This window comes from Brevibacterium sp. SIMBA_078, assembly GCF_046534565.1.
Classification (GTDB): Bacteria; Actinomycetota; Actinomycetes; order Actinomycetales; family Brevibacteriaceae; genus Brevibacterium.
In genome coordinates this window covers 120144-140739 of record NZ_JAWRYQ010000002.1, presented here as the reverse complement: position 1 = coordinate 140739, position 20596 = coordinate 120144, and the positions used below count along the sequence as shown (strand labels likewise).

Here is a 20596-nt window from a genome sequence, read left to right as displayed (position 1 = left end):
AGGTTGATCACGCTCGGTCTCCGGCCTCCGCCGCGTGTGGGTGCCGTGTGCGTGGGGGAGTCGCGGAGCGACTACACTGGGATGCTTGAGGACAGGTCACCAGACGGTCGCGGCTCTCTTCGCGAGGGCTGAGGAACGTCCGGGCTCCACAGAGCAGGGATGGTGGGTAACACCCACCCGGGGCGACCCGCGGGCCAGTGCAACAGAAAGCAGACCGCCCAGTTCCGACTGGGTAAGGGTGAAACGGTGGTGTAAGAGACCACCAGGGCGGCGGGTGACCGTCGCTGCTGGGTAAACCCCATCCGGAGCAAGATCAGACAGACGACGTTCGAGGCTGCTCGCCGAGTCGTCGGGTGGATTGCTTGAGGCCGGTGGCAACATCGGTCCCAGATAGATGACCGTCAGGCGAGAAGGGCAACCGACTCGTCGACAGAACCCGGCTTATCGGTGGCCTGTCCTCATTCTCAGCGTCTTCTGCTGTGTCCTCTCAAGACGGACTGCGACGGACCTTCGCCTTTCCGTCGTTGACCGCGATCATCGCGGCTCCCACGATTCCGGCGTTGTTGTACAGCTTCGCCGCCTTGAGCTTCGCCCGCGTCCTGATGAGCGGCAGGAACTGGTCATGGGACTTCGAGACACCTCCGCCGACGATGATGACGTCGGGCGCGACCAGCAGCTCAATCTGGGCATAGTATTGCTGCAGCCGAGCCGACCATTCCGGATAGGTCAGTCCCAGCCTGGTCCTGACCGATTCCGCTGCCTGTGTCTCGGCATCGGCGCCGTTCATCTCGATATGGCCGAGTTCGGTGTACGGGACCAGCCTGCCCTGAGTGAACAGTGCGGTTCCGATTCCCGTGCCCAGCGTCGTCAGCAGCACCGTCTTCTTCCGGTGCTTGCGTCCGGCCCCGAAGGTCATCTCGGCCAGTCCGGCGGCATCGGCGTCGTTGAGGAAGTACACGGTGTGGCCCGTGCTCTCGCCGATGATGTCGGCGATGGGCGAACCGATCCAACTCTGGTCGAGGTTCGCCGTGTATTCGACGAGTCCTTCGCGGATGACGCCGGGGAATCCGCAGCCGACCGGAAGGGAGTCGATAGCGGCACGGTCGGCGACGAGTTCGAGTTCGACGGCACGTTCGCTCAGCGCATCCAACACCGTGGCGATCGTCGCAGCCACGGCATCCGGGGTGCTCGGCTTCGGAGTGAGCTCGCGCAGCCGCTTGAACGGCAGCTTGCCCGTCACCGTGTCGACGAGTGCCGCTTTGATCCCGGTGCCGCCGATGTCGATTCCGATCGCAAAGCGTGGTGAGGTCTCCGCGCTCATTTCAGCTCTCCTCATGTGCGGGTCCGGCGGCAATCGCGGTGTCGGCATCGGGCAGAGTCAGGATATCGGCACCGGATTCGGTCACCACCAGCGTGTGCTCGAACTGAGCGGAGCGCTTGCGATCCTTCGTCACCACGGTCCAGGAATCATCCCAAACGTCCCAGTCGATCGTGCCGAGGTTGAGCATCGGTTCGATCGTGAAGATCATTCCCGGTTCCATCGTCTCCGCGTGGGCGGGAGCCGCGTCATAGTGCGGGATGATGAGCCCGGAGTGGAATTCGCGTCCGACGCCGTGCCCGCTGTAGTCGCGCACGACTCCATAGTCGAAGCGCTTCGCGTACTTCTCGATCACCCGTCCGATGACGTTGATCTGACGCCCCGGCTTGACCGCCTTGATTCCTCGCATCATCGACTCGTAGGTGCGTTCGATGAGCAGACGGGACTCCTCATCGGCGTCTCCGGCGGTGAATGTGTAGTTCGTGTCTCCGTGCATGCCCTGGTAGTAGGCGGTGATATCGACATTGACGATGTCGCCGCCTTCGATGACGGTCGAATCGGGGATGCCGTGGCAGATCACCTCATTGACGGAGGTGCACACGGATTTCGGGAAACCGCGATAGCTCAGCGTCGACGGGTACGCTCCATGATCGCACATGAACTCGTGCGCCACCCTGTCGATGTCGTCGGTCGTGATGCCGGGGACGATCATCTCGCCGACGGCAGCCAGGGCATTGGCCGCGATCCGGCCGGCCGCCCGGACCACCTCGACCTCCTCGGGGCTGTAGAAATTGTTTCCCCGGCCTTCATCGGCGTCGGCGCGACCGACGTACTCTGGGCGGGGGATGTCCTTCGGCACACCGCGTTCGGGCGAAACGGTGCCGGGCGTGAGCAGGCGAGTGTGAACAGTCATGATGGTGTCGATCCTATGCTGGAAACGCGGCTTTGTCCCGCTGCCCGGTCGCCTGTCGATGCCGCGGTGCGGTGCCGGTGGAGTTTAGAATCGGAAGCAGCCGTGCCAAGGAAGCGGGAGGCAGATTGAGCGACGACACGACATCGGCGGGCCACGAGTTCGCTGGACTGGGCGAAGTGGTGAGCCTGACGAGCGCGCCGCAGCAGATCGCCGACCATATCCTCTCCGGAATCGCCGTCGGAGCGCTGCCGGAAGGCACCCTGCTGCCGGGTGAACGCACGTTGGCCGCGGATCTGCAGGTGTCCCGTTCCAGCGTGCGCGCAGCTCTGCTGCGGTTAGAGCGTCTCGGAGTCGTCGAGCGCCGCCGTGGACGCGGGGGAGGGACGTTCGTCAAGACCGCCCGCCCCGAGGCGCTGGCTCCCATGGCCGGCAGAATCGACGAATTCCATGCCGAACGGCGGAACCTGCTCGACGCCCGCGCCGTCTTCCAGAATTCTCTAGCGGCGACAGCCGCACTGCGACGCACCGAGGAGGAGCTGAGCGAGCTCCGGGAACTGGCCGAGGTCTATTCGCAACGCGCCGAGGCGGCCGCCGCCCGCACTGCCGACGCGCAGTTCCACTTCGCCATCGCCCGTGCCGGGCACAACCCGGAACTCGTGCGCATGGCCATCGACCTCGATACGAAGATCAACGCCGGTTTCCGTCACGACCCGTTCTCTCCAGAGCTCTTCGACCACGCTGTGGACGACCACGCTGCGATCGTCGAGGCGATCGCCGCCGGAGACGCCGCAGCGGCGGGAAGGCTCTGCGAGGAGCACTTCAGGTACACGACCATCGTCCCCCGCCCCTGACCCAATTACTACCTGACGGCGGCCCAGCAACCTCGCGCGAGGTTGCTGGGCCGCCGTCAGGTAGTAATAGGGTTTTTCAGTTGGCTAGGGCGTGGGCCACGGACACGGCTTCGTAGCCGAACGCCTCGGCGACGTTGTCGTTGGTGACATGCCCGTTGTGGATGTTGAGGCCGCGGGCCAGGGCCGAATCGTTCGACAGCGCCTTGTGCCACCCCTGATCGGCGATCTTCACCGCAAACGGCAGAGTCGCGTTCGTCAGCGCCGCCGTGGCCGTGTTCGGCACGGCACCGGGCATGTTCGCCACGCAGTAGTAGACCGAGTTGTGCACGGTGAACGTCGGATCATCGTGCGTCGTCGGTCGCGAGTTCTCGAAGCAGCCGCCCTGATCGATGGCGATATCAACGAGGACGGAGCCCGGCTTCATCCCGGAAACCATGTCATCGGTGACGAGCTTCGGCGCCTTCTTGCCCGGGATCAGCACCGAACCGATCACGAGATCGGCCGAGGCCAGAGACTTCGTGATCTCGTACTTGTTCGACACCTTCGTCCCGATGGCACCGGCGAAGGTCTCATCGATCTGCCGCAGGCGCGGAATGTTGATGTCGATGACTTCGACGGTCGCTCCGAGACCGAGGGCCATGCGGGCGGCGTTCGTCCCGGCCACACCGGCACCGATGACGACGACATTCGCACGTTCGACGCCGGGGACCCCGGAGAGCAGGATGCCGCGACCACCGTTGGCCTTGAGCAGACTGTGTGCGCCGACCTGAGTCGACAGGCGACCGGCGATCTCGCTCATCGGCGCCAGCAGCGGAAGACCGCCGCCGTCGGGCTGGACGGTCTCGTAGGCGATGGCCGTGGTTCCGGCCTCCATCAGAGCCTTCGTGAGTGCCTCATCGGCGGCGAGGTGGAGGTAGGTGAAGAGAATGAGATCCTTGCGCAGGAACCCGTATTCCTGGGCGATCGGCTCTTTGACCTTGAGCACGAGATCGCCGGCGGCCCAGGTGGTGGCCGCGTCGGGGGCGATCGTCGCTCCGGCTGCCTCGTATTCGGCATCGATGATGAAGGAGCCTTCGCCGGCTCCCGCTTGGACGGTGACCTCATGGCCGTGGGCGACGAGTTCGTTGACGCCGGCAGCGGTGATGGCGACTCGGAACTCGTTGTTCTTGACCTCGGTGGGCACTGAAATGCGCATGTGTGTCCTTCTCTCCTGGTGATGTGCCGCAGGGGCGGAGGCGGCCGACCTCTCCGTCGGCCGTCGATGGTGTCAACTCTATTCCTTTGAAGGTTTGGAGAGCAAACCTTTAAATCTGTTTTCGTCATCACAATTGCGAAATCAGTGAGTCTGAGTGCCAGATGCCGCGGAAACCATGGTTCCAGACGGAGATTGCGCGCAGCGAAGACACCAGCAGCGGCGGTTCCTGGGCCTGCGCGGCAGGTGCCGCCAGTTCGCCTCGTGAAACGGTAAGCTGAAACCGTCAATGCAGAACCCCGCTGAGGAGAGAAGGCTCGCCATGGGACTCTACGAAGATATCGACGATCCGAACTCGAAGTACTACTTCAACCTCGAGACGAACACCGTCGAAAAGGGCCTGGTCAGCGATTGGACCCACCGAATGGGGCCATACGAGACCGAAGAAGTCGCCCTCGCCGCCCTGGACAAGGCGCGAGAGCGCAGTCAGAAGTGGGACGAAGACGACGAGAAGTGGAACGGCTGAGTAGATGTCACGTCAGGAGGAATTCGTTCTCAGGACCGTCGAGGATCGTGAAGTGCGATTCATCCGACTCTGGTTCACCGATGTCCTGGGACAACTGAAGTCCGTGGCCATCGTCCCCGCCGAACTCGAAGGCGCCTTCTCCGAAGGCATCGGATTCGACGGCTCGGCAGTCGAAGGGCTGTCCCGGGTGTTCGAGGCCGATATGGTGCTCAAACCCGACCCCTCGACGTTCTCTCTGCTGCCCTGGCGCGGAGAGACCGAACCGACCGGGAGGATGTTCTGCGATGTCCATGTGCCCGGGGGAGAGCCAGCGCCGGCCGATCCGCGCAACGTCCTCAAACGCACTCTGGCCAAAGCCGCCGAACGCGGCTTCACCTTCTATGTGCATCCTGAGATCGAGTTCTACCTCTTCAAGACCGACAATCTCGACCCTGTGACCGGGATCAGCGACGGCACAGCGCCGATGCCGGTCGACACAGCAGGCTACTTCGACCATGTCAACGGGGGAACGGCCAATGACTTCCGCCGCGAAGCAGTCACCATGCTCGAAGCCATGGGACTGTCGGTGGAGTTCTCCCACCATGAGGCCGGACCTGGTCAGAACGAGATCGACCTGCGCTACGCCGACGCGCTGACCATGGCCGACAACGTCTTGACGTTCCGGTCGGTCATCAAAGAGGTCGCGATCTCCCAAGGTGTCTACGCTTCGTTCATGCCCAAGCCGATGGCCGATCAGCCAGGCAATGGGATGCACACGCATGTCTCCCTGTTCGAGGGCGAGAACAATGCCTTCTTCGAACCGGGGGCCGAATATCAGCTGTCGAAGACCGGCCGACAGTTCATCGCCGGACTGCTCACCCACGCCGCCGAGATTTCGGCAGTGACCAACCAGCACGTGAACTCCTATAAACGTCTCTGGACCGGCCATGAAGCTCCGTCGTACATTTCGTGGGGCCACCGCAACCGTTCTGCTCTCGTACGGGTCCCGCAGTACAACTCCGGAAAGTCCTCGTCCGCTCGTGTCGAGTACCGTGCGCTGGATTCCTCCGCCAACCCGTACCTGTCGTATGCGCTCATACTCGCAGCGGGACTGAAAGGGATCGAAGAGGGCTACGAACTGCCTGAAGAGGCCGAAGACAACGTTTGGCTGCTCTCTTCCACCGAACGGCGGGCGATGGGGATCGAGGCGCTGCCGCGCAGCCTGTCCCATGCCCTGGAGCTGATGGAGGGATCTGATCTCGTCGCCGAGACCCTGGGGGAAGAGGTGTTCGACTTCTTCCTGCGCAATAAACGGCAGGAATGGGCCGACTATCGCGCGCAGGTGACTCCATACGAGCTCGCGAAGCACTTCACCTCGATGTGATGGCCCCAATCACCTCACGCACGACCAGCGTCCCGGAGGCCACCGCTCGGTTCCTCCACGAGCTCGATGAGCTCCTCGGCGTCCCTCTGGCCACTGATTCGCGGTTCGTTGATCTTCTCATGGCAACCCCGGACCCGCATGGAGCGGCGCTGGGTCTGTTGCGCGTGGTCGAGGCCGCGGGGGAGGGTTCCGCGGCCCTGCTGGACGCAGTGAGGACCGGATCGAAGAGCGAGCTGGCCGAGGATGAACTCAACCGCCCCCTCCTGGCCCGGCTCCTCGCGGTCGTCGGCACTTCGGAGGCGATGGTCGACCATCTGGTCCGGCATCCCGACTCCCTGCCGGTGCTGCTCGTCCCCGACCCGTTCCTGCTGATCTCCACGCCTGCCGCCTCGGCGGTGTCCCTGAGATCAGAGATGCTCTCGGCCCTCGGCGCGGACCCCGAGGATCCGGCTCCGCGCGCCGCGGTGACCGGAGATGACGGGGTCAAGGCGCTGCGACGGACCTATCGAGATGCGGTGCTTCGCCTCGTCGCCGATGATCTGTCTGCGGAGTCTCCGGACGAAATCGTCGACCATGTCATGGCTGTCCTCTCCGACCTTGCCGCCGCTGCCCTCGACGCGGCCCTGGCCATCGCACGAGCCGAACTCGACGAGGCGGCCGACATCCGACTGGCGGTCATCGCCCTGGGCAAGACCGGTGCACGAGAACTCAACTACGTCTCCGATGTCGACGTCGTCTTCGTCCTCGACTCCGCCGAGACCGAAGGTGCCAGGAGCCTGGCCACCGATCTCGCCCAACGTATGCGCAGCATCCTTTCGGACGCCGGAGGCGAGCCTGCACTGTGGGAGGTCGACACCGCACTGCGTCCTGAAGGAAAAGCCGGAGCCCTCGTGCGCACGCTGTCGGAATTCGAGCACTACTATGCCGATATCGCCGAGAACTGGGAATTCCAGGCCCTCCTCAAGGCCCGACCCGTCGCCGGCAACAGCGAGGTGGGACAAGCCTTCGCCGAGTCTCTCCTGCCCTTGGTCTGGCAGGCGGCCAGCCGTCCCGGCTTCATCGACGGAATCCGGGCGATGCGTCGCCGCGTCGTCGACCTCATCCCGGCGCTCGAGGCCCCACGCCAGATCAAACTGGGTCGCGGCGGGCTGCGGGACGTCGAATTCTCCGCTCAGATGCTCCAGCTCGTCCACGGACGCAACGACGAAGACATCCGCACCCCGAATACACTCGTTGCTCTCCGTGAGCTAGGAGAACACGGCTATATCGGCCAGCAAGATGCATCTGTCTTCTCCACCGCGTACCGCTTCATGCGCGTCGTCGAACACCGCGTCCAGATCCCGAGGATGATGCGCAATGCGCTCATTCCCGACGATGAGGCCAAGCTGCGAACGTTGGCCCGTTCGGTCTTCCGGTCAGGTTCACGGACTGGCGACCGCCTCGAACAGGCTCGCCGCGATTATGCGAAGCAGGTCACCCGCCTCCATGAGCAGATCTTCTATAGGCCCATCCTCGAGGCGGCCGTCGGCGTCCACGGAGCCGTCGTGGACGCGCAGAAACGGGGTTCGAGCCTTCAGGCGGCCGCCGAGCGTCTCCAGGCTTTCGGATATGTGGACCCGCAGGGTGCTTTGAGCCATATCAAGGCCCTGACCACTGGGATGTCGCGCACTGTCATGGTCATCAAGCAGGTGCTTCCGGCGCTGCTCGACTGGTTCTCCGACGGTGTCGAACCCGATCGAGCACTGCTGGCCTTCCGACGACTCAGCGAATCGCTGTCATCGTCCGGGTGGTTCCTCAAGATGCTCCGCGACTCCGGCCTGGCCGCCAAATCGGTGGCCGAGGTCCTCTCCATGTCCGGGTATGCAACGGAGCTTCTGCTGCGCCAGCCCGCCGCCGTCGCCTGGCTGGACCGTCATGTGAATCTCGAAGCTCGTGACCTCTCGATCCTCAACGCCGAGGTCGACGGGCTGCTCAAGCGCCATGGCGCCGATGCGGTGACTCCGATCCGCGAGACGTACAGCCGCGAACTGCTGCGGATCGCTCTGCGCGACGTCCTCAACGTCGGCGAACGCACCGAGATACCCGGTGATCTCTCCGATCTCATGGACTTGGCGGTCCGAGGGGCCCTGCAGGCAGTGCGAATTGACCTCGACGGTCCTGACACTCCGGACTACGAATTGGGGATCATCGCCATGGGCCGATGGGGCGGACGGGAGATCGGCTATTTCTCTGATGCCGATGCGATGTTCGTCTACCGCCCCGTGTCAGACGATCTCGACGCCGAGGCACGCGGGAAACTGAGCAAACACGTGACGAAGGTGGTGCTCCAGCTGTCATCCCGACTCAAAGCCAGCGAAGGAGCCCAGGGGGTCGACCTCGATGCTGATCTGCGGCCGGAAGGCAAGAACGGGCCGTTGGTGCGCAGTCTCTCGTCCTACCAGGCCTATTACGCGAAGTGGTCCCAGCCATGGGAGGCACAGGCGCTGCTGCGGGCGCGCCCAGTGGCCGGCGATGACGGTCTCTTCGAGGCCTTCCTGGCACTCATCGATCCGCTGCGCTATCCGGAGGAGATGCCGCAGAAGGCGTTGACACAGGTGCGCACGCTCAAGGCGCGAATGGAAGACGAACGGCTGCCCCGCAATGCTGATAAGCGGCGGCACCTCAAACTCGGCCGAGGCAGTCTCTCCGATGTCGAATGGACCGTGCAGCTTCTGCAGCTCCAACACGCCCATCGGGTGGAAGGCCTGCAAACCACCTCGACTCTGGCGGCTCTCGACGTGGCCACGCACGAGAACCTGCTGCCGGCTGACGACGCCGACCAGCTGGCGGCGGCCTGGCAGTTGGCCACCGATGTGCGTTCGGCCGTGATGCTCTTCCGCGGACGCATCGCGGAATCGTTACCTGCCGATTACACCGAGCTCGAAGGCACGGCCCGACTCCTCGGCTATCCGGCAGGGGCAGGACATGACCTCGAAGACGACTATCTGCGCACCACCAGGCACGCACGTTCCGTGATGGAACACCGCTTCTACGACTTCTGACTCGACGGCGGCGACAGCCGCCGGCGTGCGGACCCTCTCGGTCATGGGACGAATCGGCAGTCGGCGGATGTCCTCAGTCGTCGAATTCGAGTCCGAGCAGGGCGTTCTCAACGACCTCGGGCAGCGCCGGGTGGATCCAATACTGCCCCGTGGCCACCTCGTCGGCCTTCTGCCCGAAGGCCATGGCCTGGATGAGCGGTTGGATGAGCATCGACGATTCGTGCCCGACGATATGGGCGCCGAGGATGTGCCGGGTGCTCCGATCGGCAATGATCTTCACGATTCCGGGGTCATCGGCCATCGCCCAACCGTAGGCGACATCGGAGAACTTCTGCACCTTGACAGTGACGTCGTGTCCGGCCCCAGTGGCCTCTGCTTCGGTCATGCCCACATAGGCGACTTGCGGGGAGGAGAAGACGGCACCGGGAACAGCGTGGTGATTGACTGCGGCGAGGTCGTTCGCCCGAGCACTGCCGGGCGACCCTGCGGCAACGTCTGCGGCCAGATTGCGGCCGACGATCTTCGCTTCGTGGTTGGCGACGTGTTTGAGCTGATGGGGTGAGGAGATGTCTCCGAGAGCGAATACTCCGGGTACGGGCTGACCGGCCGAGAGGACTCTTTGGTGCTCGTCCACGGACAGGCGATTGCCGTCGGTGATGTCGAAACCAGCGGCCTCGACATCGAGCTCGGCGGTGTTGGGTACCCTTCCCGTGGCTACGAGCACTCCGTCGGCGGTGATCGTCTCCGGAAGGTCCGCCTCGACGAGGCGGCCGCTGGGTTCGATGGTCAACGTGACTTCGCCGTCGGCGATGTCGATCTGCTTGGACCGGGCACCGTGGAGGACGGTGTGGGTGGAGTCGAAGACCCGAGTGAATTCAGCGGCGGCCTCCTGATCGATATTGCCCAGGAGGCGAGGACCACGGGCCAGGACAGTCACCTCGGTGCCGAGTGCGGAGAAGACGTGGGCGAACTCCATGGCGACGATTCCGGAGCCGATGATGATCAGGCGTCTCGGCTGTTCAGCGCGGCGCATCACGGTGTTCGAGGTGAAGACCGGGTAGTCGTCGGTGTCGACGCGGACGGTGTCGAGTCCGGCGATGTCGGGGATGATCGGGTGTGCGCCAGCGGCGATGACGATGCGATCGGCGGTGATCTCCTCGCCGGAGGCGGTGCGCACGGTCTTCTGCCCAGTGAAGTGAACATGTTCAGCGACAACGGTGATATTGGGCTGGCGGTCGCTGCTGCGGTACTCGCGTCCTCCGGACTCGATGGCGTCGATGCGCGAGAAGATGCGGTCCTGGAGTCCGGCCCAATCGACCTTCGGGTGAGTCGGGGTCAGGTTGTAGCGATCGGCCTGGGTGGACTGCTCGGCGAGAGTGGCGGGAAAGACGAACATCTTCGTCGGGATGCACCCGACGTTGAGGCAGGTGCCGCCGAAGTGCCATTCCTCGGCGATGGCGGTCTTCAGGCCCGCGAAACGCTTGTCGAGGAACATATTTCCCGAACCGGTGCCGATGAGCAGCAGGTCATAATGCGTCAAAGTCCATCCCTCCGATGGTGCGTGATCCGACCGGCCGCGTGGGCGGCCGCAGAGCCGAAAGGGCGCCACAGGTGAAAACCCGTGACGCCCTCACTCTATTCCCCTCGGCTGCAGGATCTCAGCTCGGCTGAGGTCGGCCGCCGGCCGAGATCAGAGTGCGTAATAGAGCTCGAACTCCGTCGGTGTCGGACGCAGGCGAGCGACATCGAGTTCGTTCTCACGCTTGATGCGGATCCATGTCTCGATGAGGTCGGGGGTGAACACGTCCCCGGCGGTGAGGAAGTCGTGGTCCTTCTCCAGCTCGATGAGAGCCTCGTCGAGGGTGCCGGGGACGAGCTTGATGTCCTTGGCCTCCTCTGGCGGGAGTTCGTAGAGGTCCTTGTCGATGGGCTCCGGGGGCTCGATGCGGTTGCGGATGCCGTCGAGTCCGGCCATGAGCTGCGCCGAAAACGCGAGGTAGGGGTTCGACGAGGGGTCGGGTACGCGGAACTCGAGGCGCTTGGCCTTCGGCGAGGAACCGGTCACAGGAATGCGGATCGCGGCCGAACGGTTGCGTGCCGAGTAGACGAGGTTGACCGGAGCCTCATAGCCGGGCACGAGTCGACGGTAGGAGTTGATGGTCGGGTTCGTGAAGGCGAGCACGGCGCCGGCGTGCTCGATGAGGCCGCCGATGTACCAGCGGGCGAGGTCGGAGAGCCCGCCGTAGCCGTTCTCGTCGTAGAACAGGGGCTCGCCGTTCTTCCACAGCGACTGGTGGCAGTGCATTCCCGATCCGTTGTCGTCGAACATCGGCTTGGGCATGAAGGTCGCAGACTTGCCGTTGGCGAACGCAGTGTTCTTGATGACGTACTTGAAGTCGAGCAGCTGGTCGGCGGCGTGCTGGAGGGTGTTGAACTTGTAGTTGATCTCCTGCTGACCCGCGGTGCCGACCTCGTGGTGGGCCCGTTCCATCTCGAAGCCGATCTGCTCGAGCGTCAGCGACATCTCGTCACGAATATCAGCGAAGTGGTCCTGTGGAGACACGGGGAAGTACCCGCTCTTGTGCGGAGTCTTGTAGCCGAGATTGCCGCCGGCCTCATCGGCGCCGGTGTTCCATGCTGCTTCCTCGGAGTCGATGCGGTAGAAGCTGTTGCCGGGAGTGTTCTCGTACTGGACGGAGTCGAAGAGGTAGAACTCCGCCTCGGCGCCGTAGAAAGCCGTGTCGGCGATGCCGGTGCTCTGCAGGTAAGCCTCGGCTTTGGCCGCGACCTGCCGGGGATCACGGGAGTACGGCTCGTCGGTGAAGGGGTCGACGATCGAATGCGTGACGACCAGAGTCTTCGCCTCCCGGAACGGATCGATGTAGGCGGAGGTGACATCGGCGAGCAGTTTCATGTCGGACTCGTGGATGCCCTGGAAGCCTGTGATGGAGGACCCGTCGAAGAGCAGACCTTCGGTGATCTCCTCGGCGCCGTATGAGGCGGCGGGGAGGTTGAAGTGCTGGACCACACCGGGCAGGTCGCAGAACCGGACATCGACGAATTTGACGTCATTGTCCGATATGTAGTTGACGAGTTCTTCAGCAGACGAGAACACTTAGGTCTCCTAGTTCGTGTACGGTGGCCGTTTGTCCTGACCACGGTCAATCCTAGTCGCCGAAGAATGAAGTGGTGATGTCGACCATGTTTCGGGCATGTTTCCTGAGGATCCACTCAGGCCGGATTTCGTAGGCTGGGGGAGTGATCAATCGTGACGACCTTGGTTCCTGGCTCGAAGGACCCCGGTTCGACAGGGATGACGACGACTGGCCCGGAAAGCGGCTGGGTCTGCCTGTCAACGGCTCGCATTCTCTGGCTCCGGCGTGGAAGCGAATCCTCGCCCTGCTCGTCGACTGGCTGATGTGTCTGGCGATCGCCAATCTCATCGATCCGGCGAATCCGATCCTCGCGCCCGCGTTCTTCGCCCTCGAGAATTTCGTACTCGTGGGCACTCTCGGCTATTCGGTCGGCCATCGCCTCTTCGGCATCGAGGTCCGTCGCCTCGACGGTCACGTGCCGGGACTGCTCAAGTCGCTCATCCGCTCAGTCCTTGTCGTGCTCGTCATTCCGGCGCTCATCTTCAACCGCGACAACCGCGGAGTCCACGATCTCGCAGCAGGCACAGTCATCCTCCGCCGCTGACCCCAATTACTACCTGACGGCGGCCCAGCAACCTCGCGCCAGGTTGCTGGGCCGCCGTCAGGTAGTAAGAGGGGAATGGGAAGCGGCGCCGACTCTCGTTGAGTCGGCGCCGCTTCTCCTTGCCTCGGCTGAAGGGCTCGTGCGTTCGCTGAGGGGCTGCGGGTCAGCGTCCGCGCATCGCCTTGTGGTTCGGGCGGGCCTTGTTCGGGTCGATGCCCTTCGGGATCGGTGGGCGGGTGCCCTGCGTCCCGAGAGCAGCCAGACGATTGCGCACGGCCAGGACCTCGGCGCGGTTGAGCTTGCGCGGCAGCTTCTGCACGGCCGGAACGACCTGCTTCATCGCCAGCTGGCCCTCTTCCTTGCCGCCCTGGAAGGTATGCACCGGAACATTGGGGAGGATGCGTTCGTGGCGCCTCTTCTCCTTGGCCAGCAGCTTCGCGCTGCGTCCCTTCGGACCTTCGCTCAGCAGCACGACGCCGGCACGACCGGTCGACCGGAACACGAGGTCGCGGCTCTTCGGATCGACGGCGATCGGCTTCTCATCCATGAGGTACCCGCGACGGGCCGTGTTGAGAACAGCGCCGAAGGCTCCGGGCTGTCCGTCCATCTGAGCGAATGCGGCGGTCTCGGCGAAGCGGCCGAGCATGAACATGCCCAACAGCAGACCGACCATGAAACCGAGGATCGTCGTGAAGATCGCAGTGGTGCCGCCGATGAGCAGACCGATCAGCAGACCGATGAGCGTGCATCCGAGGATCGCCGCGGCCAGCAGCCACGGGGTCGCTTTGTTGTGTTTGGCGGACAGCTCGTAGACCTGACGCATCTGCGCCAGTCGGCCGGGCTTCTTGTTCGGATCCTTCGGCTTGCGCCGGAACAGTCCCTTACGCGGTTCTTCGCTCATTCTCTCACTTGCTCTTGAGGGGCGTTGCGGCGTCGCCTCCGGAAATCAGGGGGAGGCCGACGCTCATTGCTCAGCAGTCAAGTCTACCTCTTCGCCGGGGCCGAAGGTATCCACAACGGCCTGCGCCTCCTGCTTGGCGGGCGTGTGCTTGTCGAGGTGCGCCAGATGCGAGGGGATGGCCTCTCCACGACGGCGCATGGCGGTGGCCCACAGGCGACCGGCACGGTACGACGAACGCACGAGCGGACCCGACATGACACCGAGGAAGCCGATCTCCTCTGCGGCATCGCGCAGCATCACGAAATCGGCGGGCTTGACCCACCGGGTGACGGGATGGTGCCGGGGAGAGGGACGCAGGTACTGCGTGATGGTGATGAGGTCGCAGCCGGCATCGTGAAGGTCCTGGAGTGCGGAGATGATCTCGTCGTTCGTCTCACCCATCCCGAGGATGAGGTTCGATTTCGTGACCAGACCGGCCTCACGGGCCTGAGTGATCACCGACAGCGACCGTTCATAGCGGAATGCGGGACGGATGCGCTTGAAGATGCGCGGAACCGTTTCGACATTGTGCGCGAGCACCTCGGGGCGGGAGGAGAACACCTCGGCGAGCTGATCCGGCTTGGCATTGAAATCAGGGATGAGCAGCTCGACGCCGGTGCCGCGACCGTCGACATACGAAAGGTCGTGGATCTGACGCACGGTCTCGGCATAGAGCCAGGCGCCGCCGTCTTCGAGGTCGTCTCGTGCCACACCGGTGATCGTCGAGTAGCGCAGACCCATCTCCGCCACCGAGGCGGCCACGCGGCGAGGTTCGTCAGCGTCGAATTCGGCCGGTCGGCCGGTGTCGATCTGGCAGAAGTCACAGCGCCGGGTGCACTGTTCGCCGCCGATGAGGAAGGTCGCTTCGCGATCTTCCCAGCATTCGAAGATGTTCGGGCAGCCTGCCTCTTCGCAGACCGTGTGCAGCTCCTGCTTGCGCACGAGCGACTTCAGCGCCGTGTACTCGGGGCCGATATGGGCCTTCGCCTTGATCCAGGCCGGCTTGTCCTCGATCGGAGTCTCGGAGTTGCGGGCTTCGACGCGGAGCATGCGGCGGCCCTCTGGTGCGATCGTCATCTGAGTTCTCCTAAGCGGTGATGGTCTCGTGCAGGATTTCGTCGAGTCGCTGCGCCACATCTTCGGGAGTGACCGGGCGACCGAGCTCAGCACTGATGGACGTGGTGTCGGCGTCTGTGATCCCACACGGGATGATGGACTCATAGGCGCCGAGGTCGTTGCTGCAGTTCAGGGCCAGGCCGTGCATCGTCACGCCTTCGTGGATGCGGATGCCGATGGCGCCGATCTTGCGGTCACGACGGAGTTCGTCGCCGCGCAGCCAGACACCGGCACGGCCCTCGACCGTGGTCGCCTCGATCTCGTATTCGGAGAGCAGTCGGATCATCGCATCCTCGAGTTGGGACACGAAGAGTCGGACCTCTTTGGGGTCATTGAGCTTGTAGATGCAGTAGGCGACCAGCTGTCCGGGACCGTGCCAGGTGATCTTCCCGCCGCGGTCGACGTCGATGACATCGGTGCCGTCGGTGGGCCGTTCGAAGTCCTCGGTGCGCTTGCCGGCCGTATAGACCGGGGAATGCTCGAGGAGCAGGATCGTCGACCGGCGGTCGCCTGCGAGCACTTCGTCGTGGTATCTCTTCTGCAATTCCCAAGTCTGCCGATAGTCCGAGAGGACAGGGGCGAACCCGAGCGTTTCTGTGGCCAGGGGCATGGCTCCACACTATGACTCTTGACCTCAGTGTTCAATTTGTTTCCAATCACATCTGCCGACCTCCACCGAGGCTGTGGCCCTTGACACATAACGACATCGGCGAGCATCATTAAACGACATCAAACGCATCAGATCATCATCAACGGAGATGACGAACCATGACATGGGAGTTCCAAGCAACGATTGCGGATGATATCCATCGCGTCGTCGATTCCGACGGTCGCAGTGCGTGGGGCGTCGTGCACAATGATTTCGATGCCGACGATCCCCGTGTTCTCGCCCTCACCGAGGTGGCTCTGCCGAACGGCGCCCGTTCCCTTCTCATCGTCCCCGCTTCACCCGGAGGGCTCGTCCTCGACGTGATCCGCGCCTATCAGGGACTGACCGAGGCCGAGCTGTGCACCCTGTTCCTGGGCATCATCGAGGAGCTCACGACGTGCACGCGGCCAGAGGATCGGCTCACTCTGACCGCGTTCTCCCTCGACGCCGACGGTCGACCGGTCATCATTCCCGGAGTCTCGGCGCCCATAGTGACGACACCGCGCCGCGCCGTGGGGGAGATGATCTATCACGCCGTCCACGGGCGTCCGTGGGCCGAGGTGCTGCTTCCCGTCGAACTCGCGCTGTCCGAATCATCGTCGGCTCTGCGGTCGCTCGTCTCAGGTCTCCTGGACGATGCGGCGTCCGATATCGGGTTGGGCACCGCCCTCGCCGAGGCGGCTGATTCCCTGCGTACGCTTGACCGTCCCGCTGCGCTGCCAATGGTGCCGGCCGAGAGCGAAACGTCGCCGGAATCGGCCCTCACGGCTCGCCTGCGCGTGGCAACCGGGCTCAGACCGAACCCGCGATCGGAGGAGGGCAGCGGTTCGACGCTCGGCGCACCGGCTCCGCCTCTGCGCGGGGGCGGAGTGTCTCCGCTGCGCGCCGAGGCGAAGAACTCGCGACGCTCGAGAAGCGAACGCAGGCGCGCCGATGGCCGATGGGGATGGATGACACCGCTTTTGCACTCCGTGGACTCCCTGTGGACACGCGTGCGGGCGGTGGACCTGCAGCGTTGGTTCGGACGCAGCACCCTGCTCATCGGCCTCACCGTGTGCCTGACGGTTCTCGGCGGAATCGTCGCCTGGACCTCATGGTCGTCCACCGCGGCCGTGAGCGAAGAGGAGGCGTCGTCGGCAAAGGGGGCGGACCGGCCGCCCGAACCGCAGCCAACGATGAACGCAGACGACGTGACCGCAGTCCTCGAGGAGCTGTGTGAGTCACGGGCAACAGCTCTCAGCAAGGGCGACGAGGCGGCTCTGAAGGCGCTGACGGTGCCCGAGTCGGCCGCCGCAGCGGCCGATGAGCTCATCGATCTTTCGACGTATGCCGACTCCGACTATTCGATCGATGTCGAGGACGTGGAGATCGTCGCAGCCGACGATGTCCGGGTGGTCGCCTCGGCGCTCATGCGCTCGAGCGGAGGTACCGGGGCCGACCTGGTGGAGTTCGCCGAGCAGACCGTCGAGTTCGAACTGCGCAGAGTCGAGGGGACATGGCTCGTGGCGGAGGTCCGGGAGGCAACGACGCGGTGAATGGCCCGAGGGGCCGACCACGAATGGTCGGCCCCTCGAAAAGGTGTGTCGGTCAGTCAGGCTCAGAGGTCGAGATCGGCCTCGAAGTTGCCTTCTTCCAGACGTGCCTTGATGGTCTGCAGGAATCGTCCTGCATCCGCACCGTCGACCAGCTGGTGGTTGTAGGTCAACGGCAGGTACACCATGTCGCGGATGGCGATCGCCTCGTCACCGTCGGCCGTCTTCACGGCGATGGGACGGCGGACGATCGCGCCCGTACCGATGATGCCCATCTGCGGCTGGTTGATGATCGGCGTGTCGAACAGCGCCCCGACGGAACCGATGTTGGTCACCGTGAAGGTTCCGCCCGAGAGCTCGTCCGGCATGATCTTGTTGTTGCGAGTCCGGTCAGCGACATCGTCGATGGCCTTCGACAGACCTGCGACACTGAGATCACCGGCATCCTTGATCACGGGCACGAGCAGTCCGCGCGGGGTATCGACCGCGACGGCCAGGTGCTCGTGATCGAAGTAGGTGATCTGCTGCGACTCGAGATCGTACTGTGCGTTGACCTTCGGGTGCACCTGAAGCGCTTCGACGATGGCCTTGGCGAAGAACGGCAGGTAGGTCAGCTTCGAACCGTGTTTGGCCTGGAACGCTTCCTTGTTGGCCTTGCGCAGCTTGACGACGCGAGACATATCCACTTCGATGACCTGCGTGAGCTGAGCGGAGACATCGAGGGACTCGCTCATGCGCTTGGCGATGGTCTGGCGGATACGCGAAGCCTTCTCCGTGGTGCCTCGCAGCTTCGCAGCCTCCTCAGGGATCTCGACCTTGAACGGAGCCTTCGGTGCTCCGGCCGATGCGCCGGACTGTGCCGCGGGAGCGGCAGCAGGGCCGTTCTTCGCGGCCGCCTCGACATCCTGCTTGCGGATGCGTCCGCCCACTCCGGTGCCGGAGACCTGCGAGAGATCGACACCCTTCTCGCGGGCCAGACGGCGCACGAGGGGAGTGACGTAGGCAGCGTTCTCACCGACGGTGTCGGCGGCGGCAGGTGCCTGTGCAGCTGCCTCCACCGGCTCTTCGGCCTGAGCGGCCGAGGCGGACTGCGCCGATGCTGTCGCGGCCGGTTTGGGAGCCGATTCCTGCTTCGGTGCCTCCGGCTTCGGTGCCTCCTGCTTCGGTGCCTCCTGCTTCGGAGCCTCTTCGGCGGGGGCTTCCTGCTTCGGAGCTTCCTCGGCGGGGGCCTCTTCCTTGGGCGCTTCCTCAGCCGGTGCGGATTCGGCCGGGGCACCGGAACCGATGCGGGCCAGAGGCGCGCCGACCTCGACGGTGTCGTCCTCTTCCGCCAAGTGAGCCTGAACGACTCCGGCGACGGGGGAGGGGACCTCGGTGTCGACCTTGTCGGTCGAGACCTCGAGGAGCGGTTCGTCGACCTCGACCTCTTCACCGACCTCCTTGAGCCAACGGGTCACGGTGCCTTCGGTGACGGACTCGCCGAGCGCGGGCATCGTGATCTCGGTGCCTTCGGAGGATCCGGAATCCGAAGCGGCAGGTTTGGAATCCTCGGCCGGTGCTTCTTCAGCCGCCGGTGCCTCTTCGGCTGGTGCTTCTTCGGTCGGGGCCTCTGCAGGCTCCTCGGCGGGTTCCTCGGCCGGTGCCGCATCGTCGGATGAAGCGCCGCTGCCGTCGCCGATGTAGGCGAGGTCGCCGCCGACCTCGACCACGTCATCTTCTTCGGCCAGGATCTTCTCGAGGGTGCCTGCGTAGGGGCTCGGGATCTCAGTGTCGACCTTGTCGGTCGACACTTCGAGCAGCGGTTCGTCTACCTCGACTTCTTCGCCCACTTCCTTGAGCCAGCGAGTGACAGTGCCCTCGGTGACCGACTCTCCGAGAGCCGGCATCTGAACGGAATTCGACATGAGTATTCGTCTCCTCGGATCTTATGAGTGGAAGTGCAGGGGTTTGCCGGCCAGGGCCAGGTGGGCCTCGCCGAGTGCTTCGTTCTGCGTGGGGTGCGCGTGGATGAGCTGCGCGACTTCCTCGGGGAATGCTTCCCAATTGACGATGAGCTGAGCTTCACCGGCCTGCTCGGACAGACGAGCACCGATTCCGTGCACGCCCACGACCGGACCGTCCTTTTCGCGGATGACCTTGATCAGACCTGTCGTGTTCAGGATCACGGACTTGCCGTTGCCGCCGAGGTTGTACTCGAGCGATTCGACCTGATCCTTGCCGTACTTCTCTTCCGCCTGTGCAGAGGAGAGTCCGACGGAGAAGATCTCCGGTTCGCAGTAGGTTACGCGGGGGATGCCGGATTCGACGACCGGTGCCGGGTTGAGTCCAGCGATCTCCTCGGCGATGAAGATGCCCTGGCCGAAGGCGCGGTGGGCCAGTTGGAGTCCGGGGACGATATCGCCGCAGGCGTAGATGTTGCCGACGCCGGTGTGGAGACGTTCGCTGGCGAGGACGAATCCGCGATCCATCGGGATACCCTGCTCTTCGAAGCCGAAGCCCTCGGTGACCGGGCCGCGGCCGACCGCCACGAGGAGGTACTCCGCCTCGAGCGTCGAACCGTCTTCGAGAGTGACCTTGACCCCGTCGGCCGTCTCTTCGACGCCCTTGAACATGACGCCGAGCTTGAACTTGATCTTGCGCTTCTTGAAGGCGCGCTCGAGGTTCTTCGAGATGGTCTCGTCCTCGTTGGCAACGAGGTGCTTGAGGCCCTCGACGATCGTGACCTCAGCTCCGAAGGAGTTCCAGACGCTGGCGAACTCGACGCCGATGACGCCGCCGCCGAGCACGATGGCCGAGCTCGGGACCTTGTCGAGCTGGAGAGCCTCGGTGCTCGTGATCACGCGGTCGGTGACCTCGAGTCCGATGGTCTTCGATGTCGAACCGGTCGAGAGCAGAACGTTCGTGCCCTTGACGGTGTGGTTGCCGTCTTCGCCGGTGACCTCGACAGTGTCTTTGCCGACGAGCTTGCCGGTGCCGAAGTAGGTGTCGATTCCGCGAGCCTTGACCAGACCCTGCAGACCCTTGTAGTTGCGGGTGATGACCCCGTCCTTGTACTCGAGCACCTTGGCGATGTCGATCCCCTTGAACTCGGCTTCGATGCCGAAGGTCTCGGAGTTCTTGGCGGTCTCGGCGACTTCTGCGGCGTGCAGAAGAGCCTTCGTCGGAACGCAGCCACGGTGCAGGCAGGTGCCTCCCACCTTGTCGCGTTCGATCAAAGCGACCTTCATGTCGAGCTCTGCGGCTCGCAGAGCAGCGGCATAGCCACCGGTTCCGCCACCCAGAACGACAAGGTCGTAGGTCAATTCGTCACTCACGGATTTCTCCTCGTAGCTGTGAATAAGCCTGCAGTACGCAGCTTTCAGTCTTATCTTTCCACTTTTCTTGCGCGGGGCGAAGAAAAACGCTGTCTGATTGGACACAGGTGGGCATCATCACGTTCACCGCGACAGCGTGTAG

The 20596-nt window shown here is 64.0% G+C and carries 16 protein-coding genes and 1 other RNA gene; 7 read left to right on the top strand and 10 right to left on the bottom strand.

The window, feature by feature from the left end:
• Positions 1–91: 91 nt before the first annotated feature.
• An RNA gene (rnpB, locus tag SB749_RS08910) (RNase P RNA component class A) lies at positions 92–460 on the top strand.
• 27 nt (positions 461–487) lie between these two features.
• Here rnpB and ppgK read toward each other — a convergent pair.
• Together ppgK and map are read right to left on the bottom strand one after the other, a co-directional pair.
• Entirely contained in the window at positions 488–1321 is an 834-nt protein-coding gene (gene ppgK, locus SB749_RS08905; protein ID WP_410710042.1) for a polyphosphate--glucose phosphotransferase, read from the bottom strand.
• 1 nt (position 1322) lies between these two features.
• A complete protein-coding gene (map, locus tag SB749_RS08900) occupies positions 1323–2231 on the bottom strand; it encodes a type I methionyl aminopeptidase (RefSeq protein ID WP_410710041.1) in 909 nt (302 codons plus the stop codon).
• 125 nt (positions 2232–2356) lie between these two features.
• Here map and SB749_RS08895 point away from each other — a divergent pair, with 125 nt between their 5' ends.
• Entirely contained in the window at positions 2357–3082 is a 726-nt protein-coding gene (locus SB749_RS08895; protein WP_264801670.1) for a FadR/GntR family transcriptional regulator, read from the top strand.
• Between the two features lie 76 nt (positions 3083–3158).
• On the opposite strand, the gene ald is transcribed toward SB749_RS08895, so the two are convergent.
• A complete protein-coding gene (gene ald / locus SB749_RS08890; RefSeq protein ID WP_410710040.1) occupies positions 3159–4277 on the bottom strand; it encodes an alanine dehydrogenase in 1119 nt (372 codons plus the stop codon).
• A 319-nt stretch (positions 4278–4596) separates the two neighbouring features.
• On the opposite strand from ald, the gene SB749_RS08885 reads away from it, so the two are divergent.
• From SB749_RS08885 to SB749_RS08875, 3 genes are read left to right on the top strand one after another with little or no spacing between them, the layout of a single operon-like run.
• Positions 4597–4800, top strand: coding sequence for a hypothetical protein (locus SB749_RS08885; RefSeq protein WP_410710039.1), 204 nt, complete (start codon positions 4597–4599; stop codon positions 4798–4800).
• A 4-nt stretch (positions 4801–4804) separates the two neighbouring features.
• On the top strand, positions 4805–6163 hold the full coding sequence (gene glnA / locus SB749_RS08880) for a type I glutamate--ammonia ligase (protein WP_410710038.1): 1359 nt from the start codon (positions 4805–4807) through the stop codon (positions 6161–6163).
• Positions 6163–9204 carry a bifunctional [glutamine synthetase] adenylyltransferase/[glutamine synthetase]-adenylyl-L-tyrosine phosphorylase gene (locus SB749_RS08875; RefSeq protein WP_410710037.1) on the top strand — a complete coding sequence of 1014 codons (3042 nt, stop codon included), beginning with the start codon at positions 6163–6165 and terminating at the stop codon, positions 9202–9204. Before glnA (SB749_RS08880) ends, SB749_RS08875 begins: the two co-directional genes overlap by 1 nt.
• A 73-nt stretch (positions 9205–9277) precedes the next feature.
• Here the strand turns inward: SB749_RS08875 and SB749_RS08870 are convergent, their stop codons facing one another.
• Both SB749_RS08870 and glnA (SB749_RS08865) read right to left on the bottom strand, forming a co-directional pair.
• On the bottom strand, positions 9278–10744 hold the full coding sequence (locus tag SB749_RS08870) for a mycothione reductase (RefSeq protein ID WP_410710036.1): 1467 nt from the start codon (positions 10742–10744) through the stop codon (positions 9278–9280).
• Positions 10745–10894: 150 nt separating this feature from the next.
• Positions 10895–12319 (bottom strand): type I glutamate--ammonia ligase, encoded by a 1425-nt coding sequence (gene glnA / locus SB749_RS08865; protein ID WP_410710035.1) that lies wholly within the window; start codon positions 12317–12319, stop codon positions 10895–10897.
• Positions 12320–12462: 143 nt separating this feature from the next.
• Between glnA (SB749_RS08865) and SB749_RS08860 the strand changes: the two genes are divergently transcribed.
• Positions 12463–12903 carry an RDD family protein gene (locus SB749_RS08860; RefSeq protein WP_410710034.1) on the top strand — a complete coding sequence of 147 codons (441 nt, stop codon included), beginning with the start codon at positions 12463–12465 and terminating at the stop codon, positions 12901–12903.
• Between the two features lie 163 nt (positions 12904–13066).
• Here the strand turns inward: SB749_RS08860 and SB749_RS08855 are convergent, their stop codons facing one another.
• The 3 genes from SB749_RS08855 to lipB form a co-directional block, all read right to left on the bottom strand.
• Positions 13067–13804, bottom strand: coding sequence for a DUF4191 domain-containing protein (locus SB749_RS08855; RefSeq protein ID WP_410710033.1), 738 nt, complete (start codon positions 13802–13804; stop codon positions 13067–13069).
• 63 nt (positions 13805–13867) lie between these two features.
• Complete coding sequence (gene lipA / locus SB749_RS08850) at positions 13868–14920, bottom strand: lipoyl synthase (protein WP_410710032.1); 1053 nt, start codon at positions 14918–14920, stop codon at positions 13868–13870.
• A 10-nt stretch (positions 14921–14930) separates the two neighbouring features.
• Positions 14931–15569, bottom strand: a complete 639-nt coding sequence (lipB, locus tag SB749_RS08845; protein ID WP_410710031.1) for a lipoyl(octanoyl) transferase LipB — start codon at positions 15567–15569, stop codon at positions 14931–14933.
• A 158-nt stretch (positions 15570–15727) separates the two neighbouring features.
• On the opposite strand from lipB, the gene SB749_RS08840 reads away from it, so the two are divergent.
• The gene (locus SB749_RS08840) at positions 15728–17143 is read left to right on the top strand and encodes a hypothetical protein (RefSeq protein WP_410710030.1); all 1416 of its coding nucleotides are present in this window, start codon (positions 15728–15730) and stop codon (positions 17141–17143) included.
• Positions 17144–17205: 62 nt separating this feature from the next.
• On the opposite strand, the gene sucB is transcribed toward SB749_RS08840, so the two are convergent.
• Both sucB and lpdA read right to left on the bottom strand, forming a co-directional pair.
• The gene (gene sucB, locus SB749_RS08835; RefSeq protein WP_410710029.1) at positions 17206–19044 is read right to left on the bottom strand and encodes a 2-oxoglutarate dehydrogenase, E2 component, dihydrolipoamide succinyltransferase; all 1839 of its coding nucleotides are present in this window, start codon (positions 19042–19044) and stop codon (positions 17206–17208) included.
• Positions 19045–19065: 21 nt separating this feature from the next.
• A complete protein-coding gene (gene lpdA, locus SB749_RS08830) occupies positions 19066–20454 on the bottom strand; it encodes a dihydrolipoyl dehydrogenase (protein WP_410710028.1) in 1389 nt (462 codons plus the stop codon).
• Positions 20455–20596 lie beyond the last annotated feature (142 nt).

Bases quoted from the DNA above. Each gene is read 5' to 3' on its own strand.
- ppgK (WP_410710042.1), bottom strand. From the start codon at position 1,321: ATGAGCGCGGAGACCTCACCACGCTTTGCGATCGGAATCGACATCGGC.
- map (WP_410710041.1), bottom strand. From the start codon at position 2,231: ATGACTGTTCACACTCGCCTGCTCACGCCCGGCACCGTTTCGCCCGAA.
- ald (WP_410710040.1), bottom strand. From the start codon at position 4,277: ATGCGCATTTCAGTGCCCACCGAGGTCAAGAACAACGAGTTCCGAGTC.
- SB749_RS08885 (WP_410710039.1), top strand. From the start codon at position 4,597: ATGGGACTCTACGAAGATATCGACGATCCGAACTCGAAGTACTACTTC.
- glnA (WP_410710038.1), top strand. From the start codon at position 4,805: ATGTCACGTCAGGAGGAATTCGTTCTCAGGACCGTCGAGGATCGTGAA.
- SB749_RS08875 (WP_410710037.1), top strand. From the start codon at position 6,163: ATGGCCCCAATCACCTCACGCACGACCAGCGTCCCGGAGGCCACCGCT.
- SB749_RS08855 (WP_410710033.1), bottom strand. From the start codon at position 13,804: ATGAGCGAAGAACCGCGTAAGGGACTGTTCCGGCGCAAGCCGAAGGAT.
- lipA (WP_410710032.1), bottom strand. From the start codon at position 14,920: ATGACGATCGCACCAGAGGGCCGCCGCATGCTCCGCGTCGAAGCCCGC.
- lipB (WP_410710031.1), bottom strand. From the start codon at position 15,569: ATGCCCCTGGCCACAGAAACGCTCGGGTTCGCCCCTGTCCTCTCGGAC.
- SB749_RS08840 (WP_410710030.1), top strand. From the start codon at position 15,728: ATGACATGGGAGTTCCAAGCAACGATTGCGGATGATATCCATCGCGTC.
- sucB (WP_410710029.1), bottom strand. From the start codon at position 19,044: ATGTCGAATTCCGTTCAGATGCCGGCTCTCGGAGAGTCGGTCACCGAG.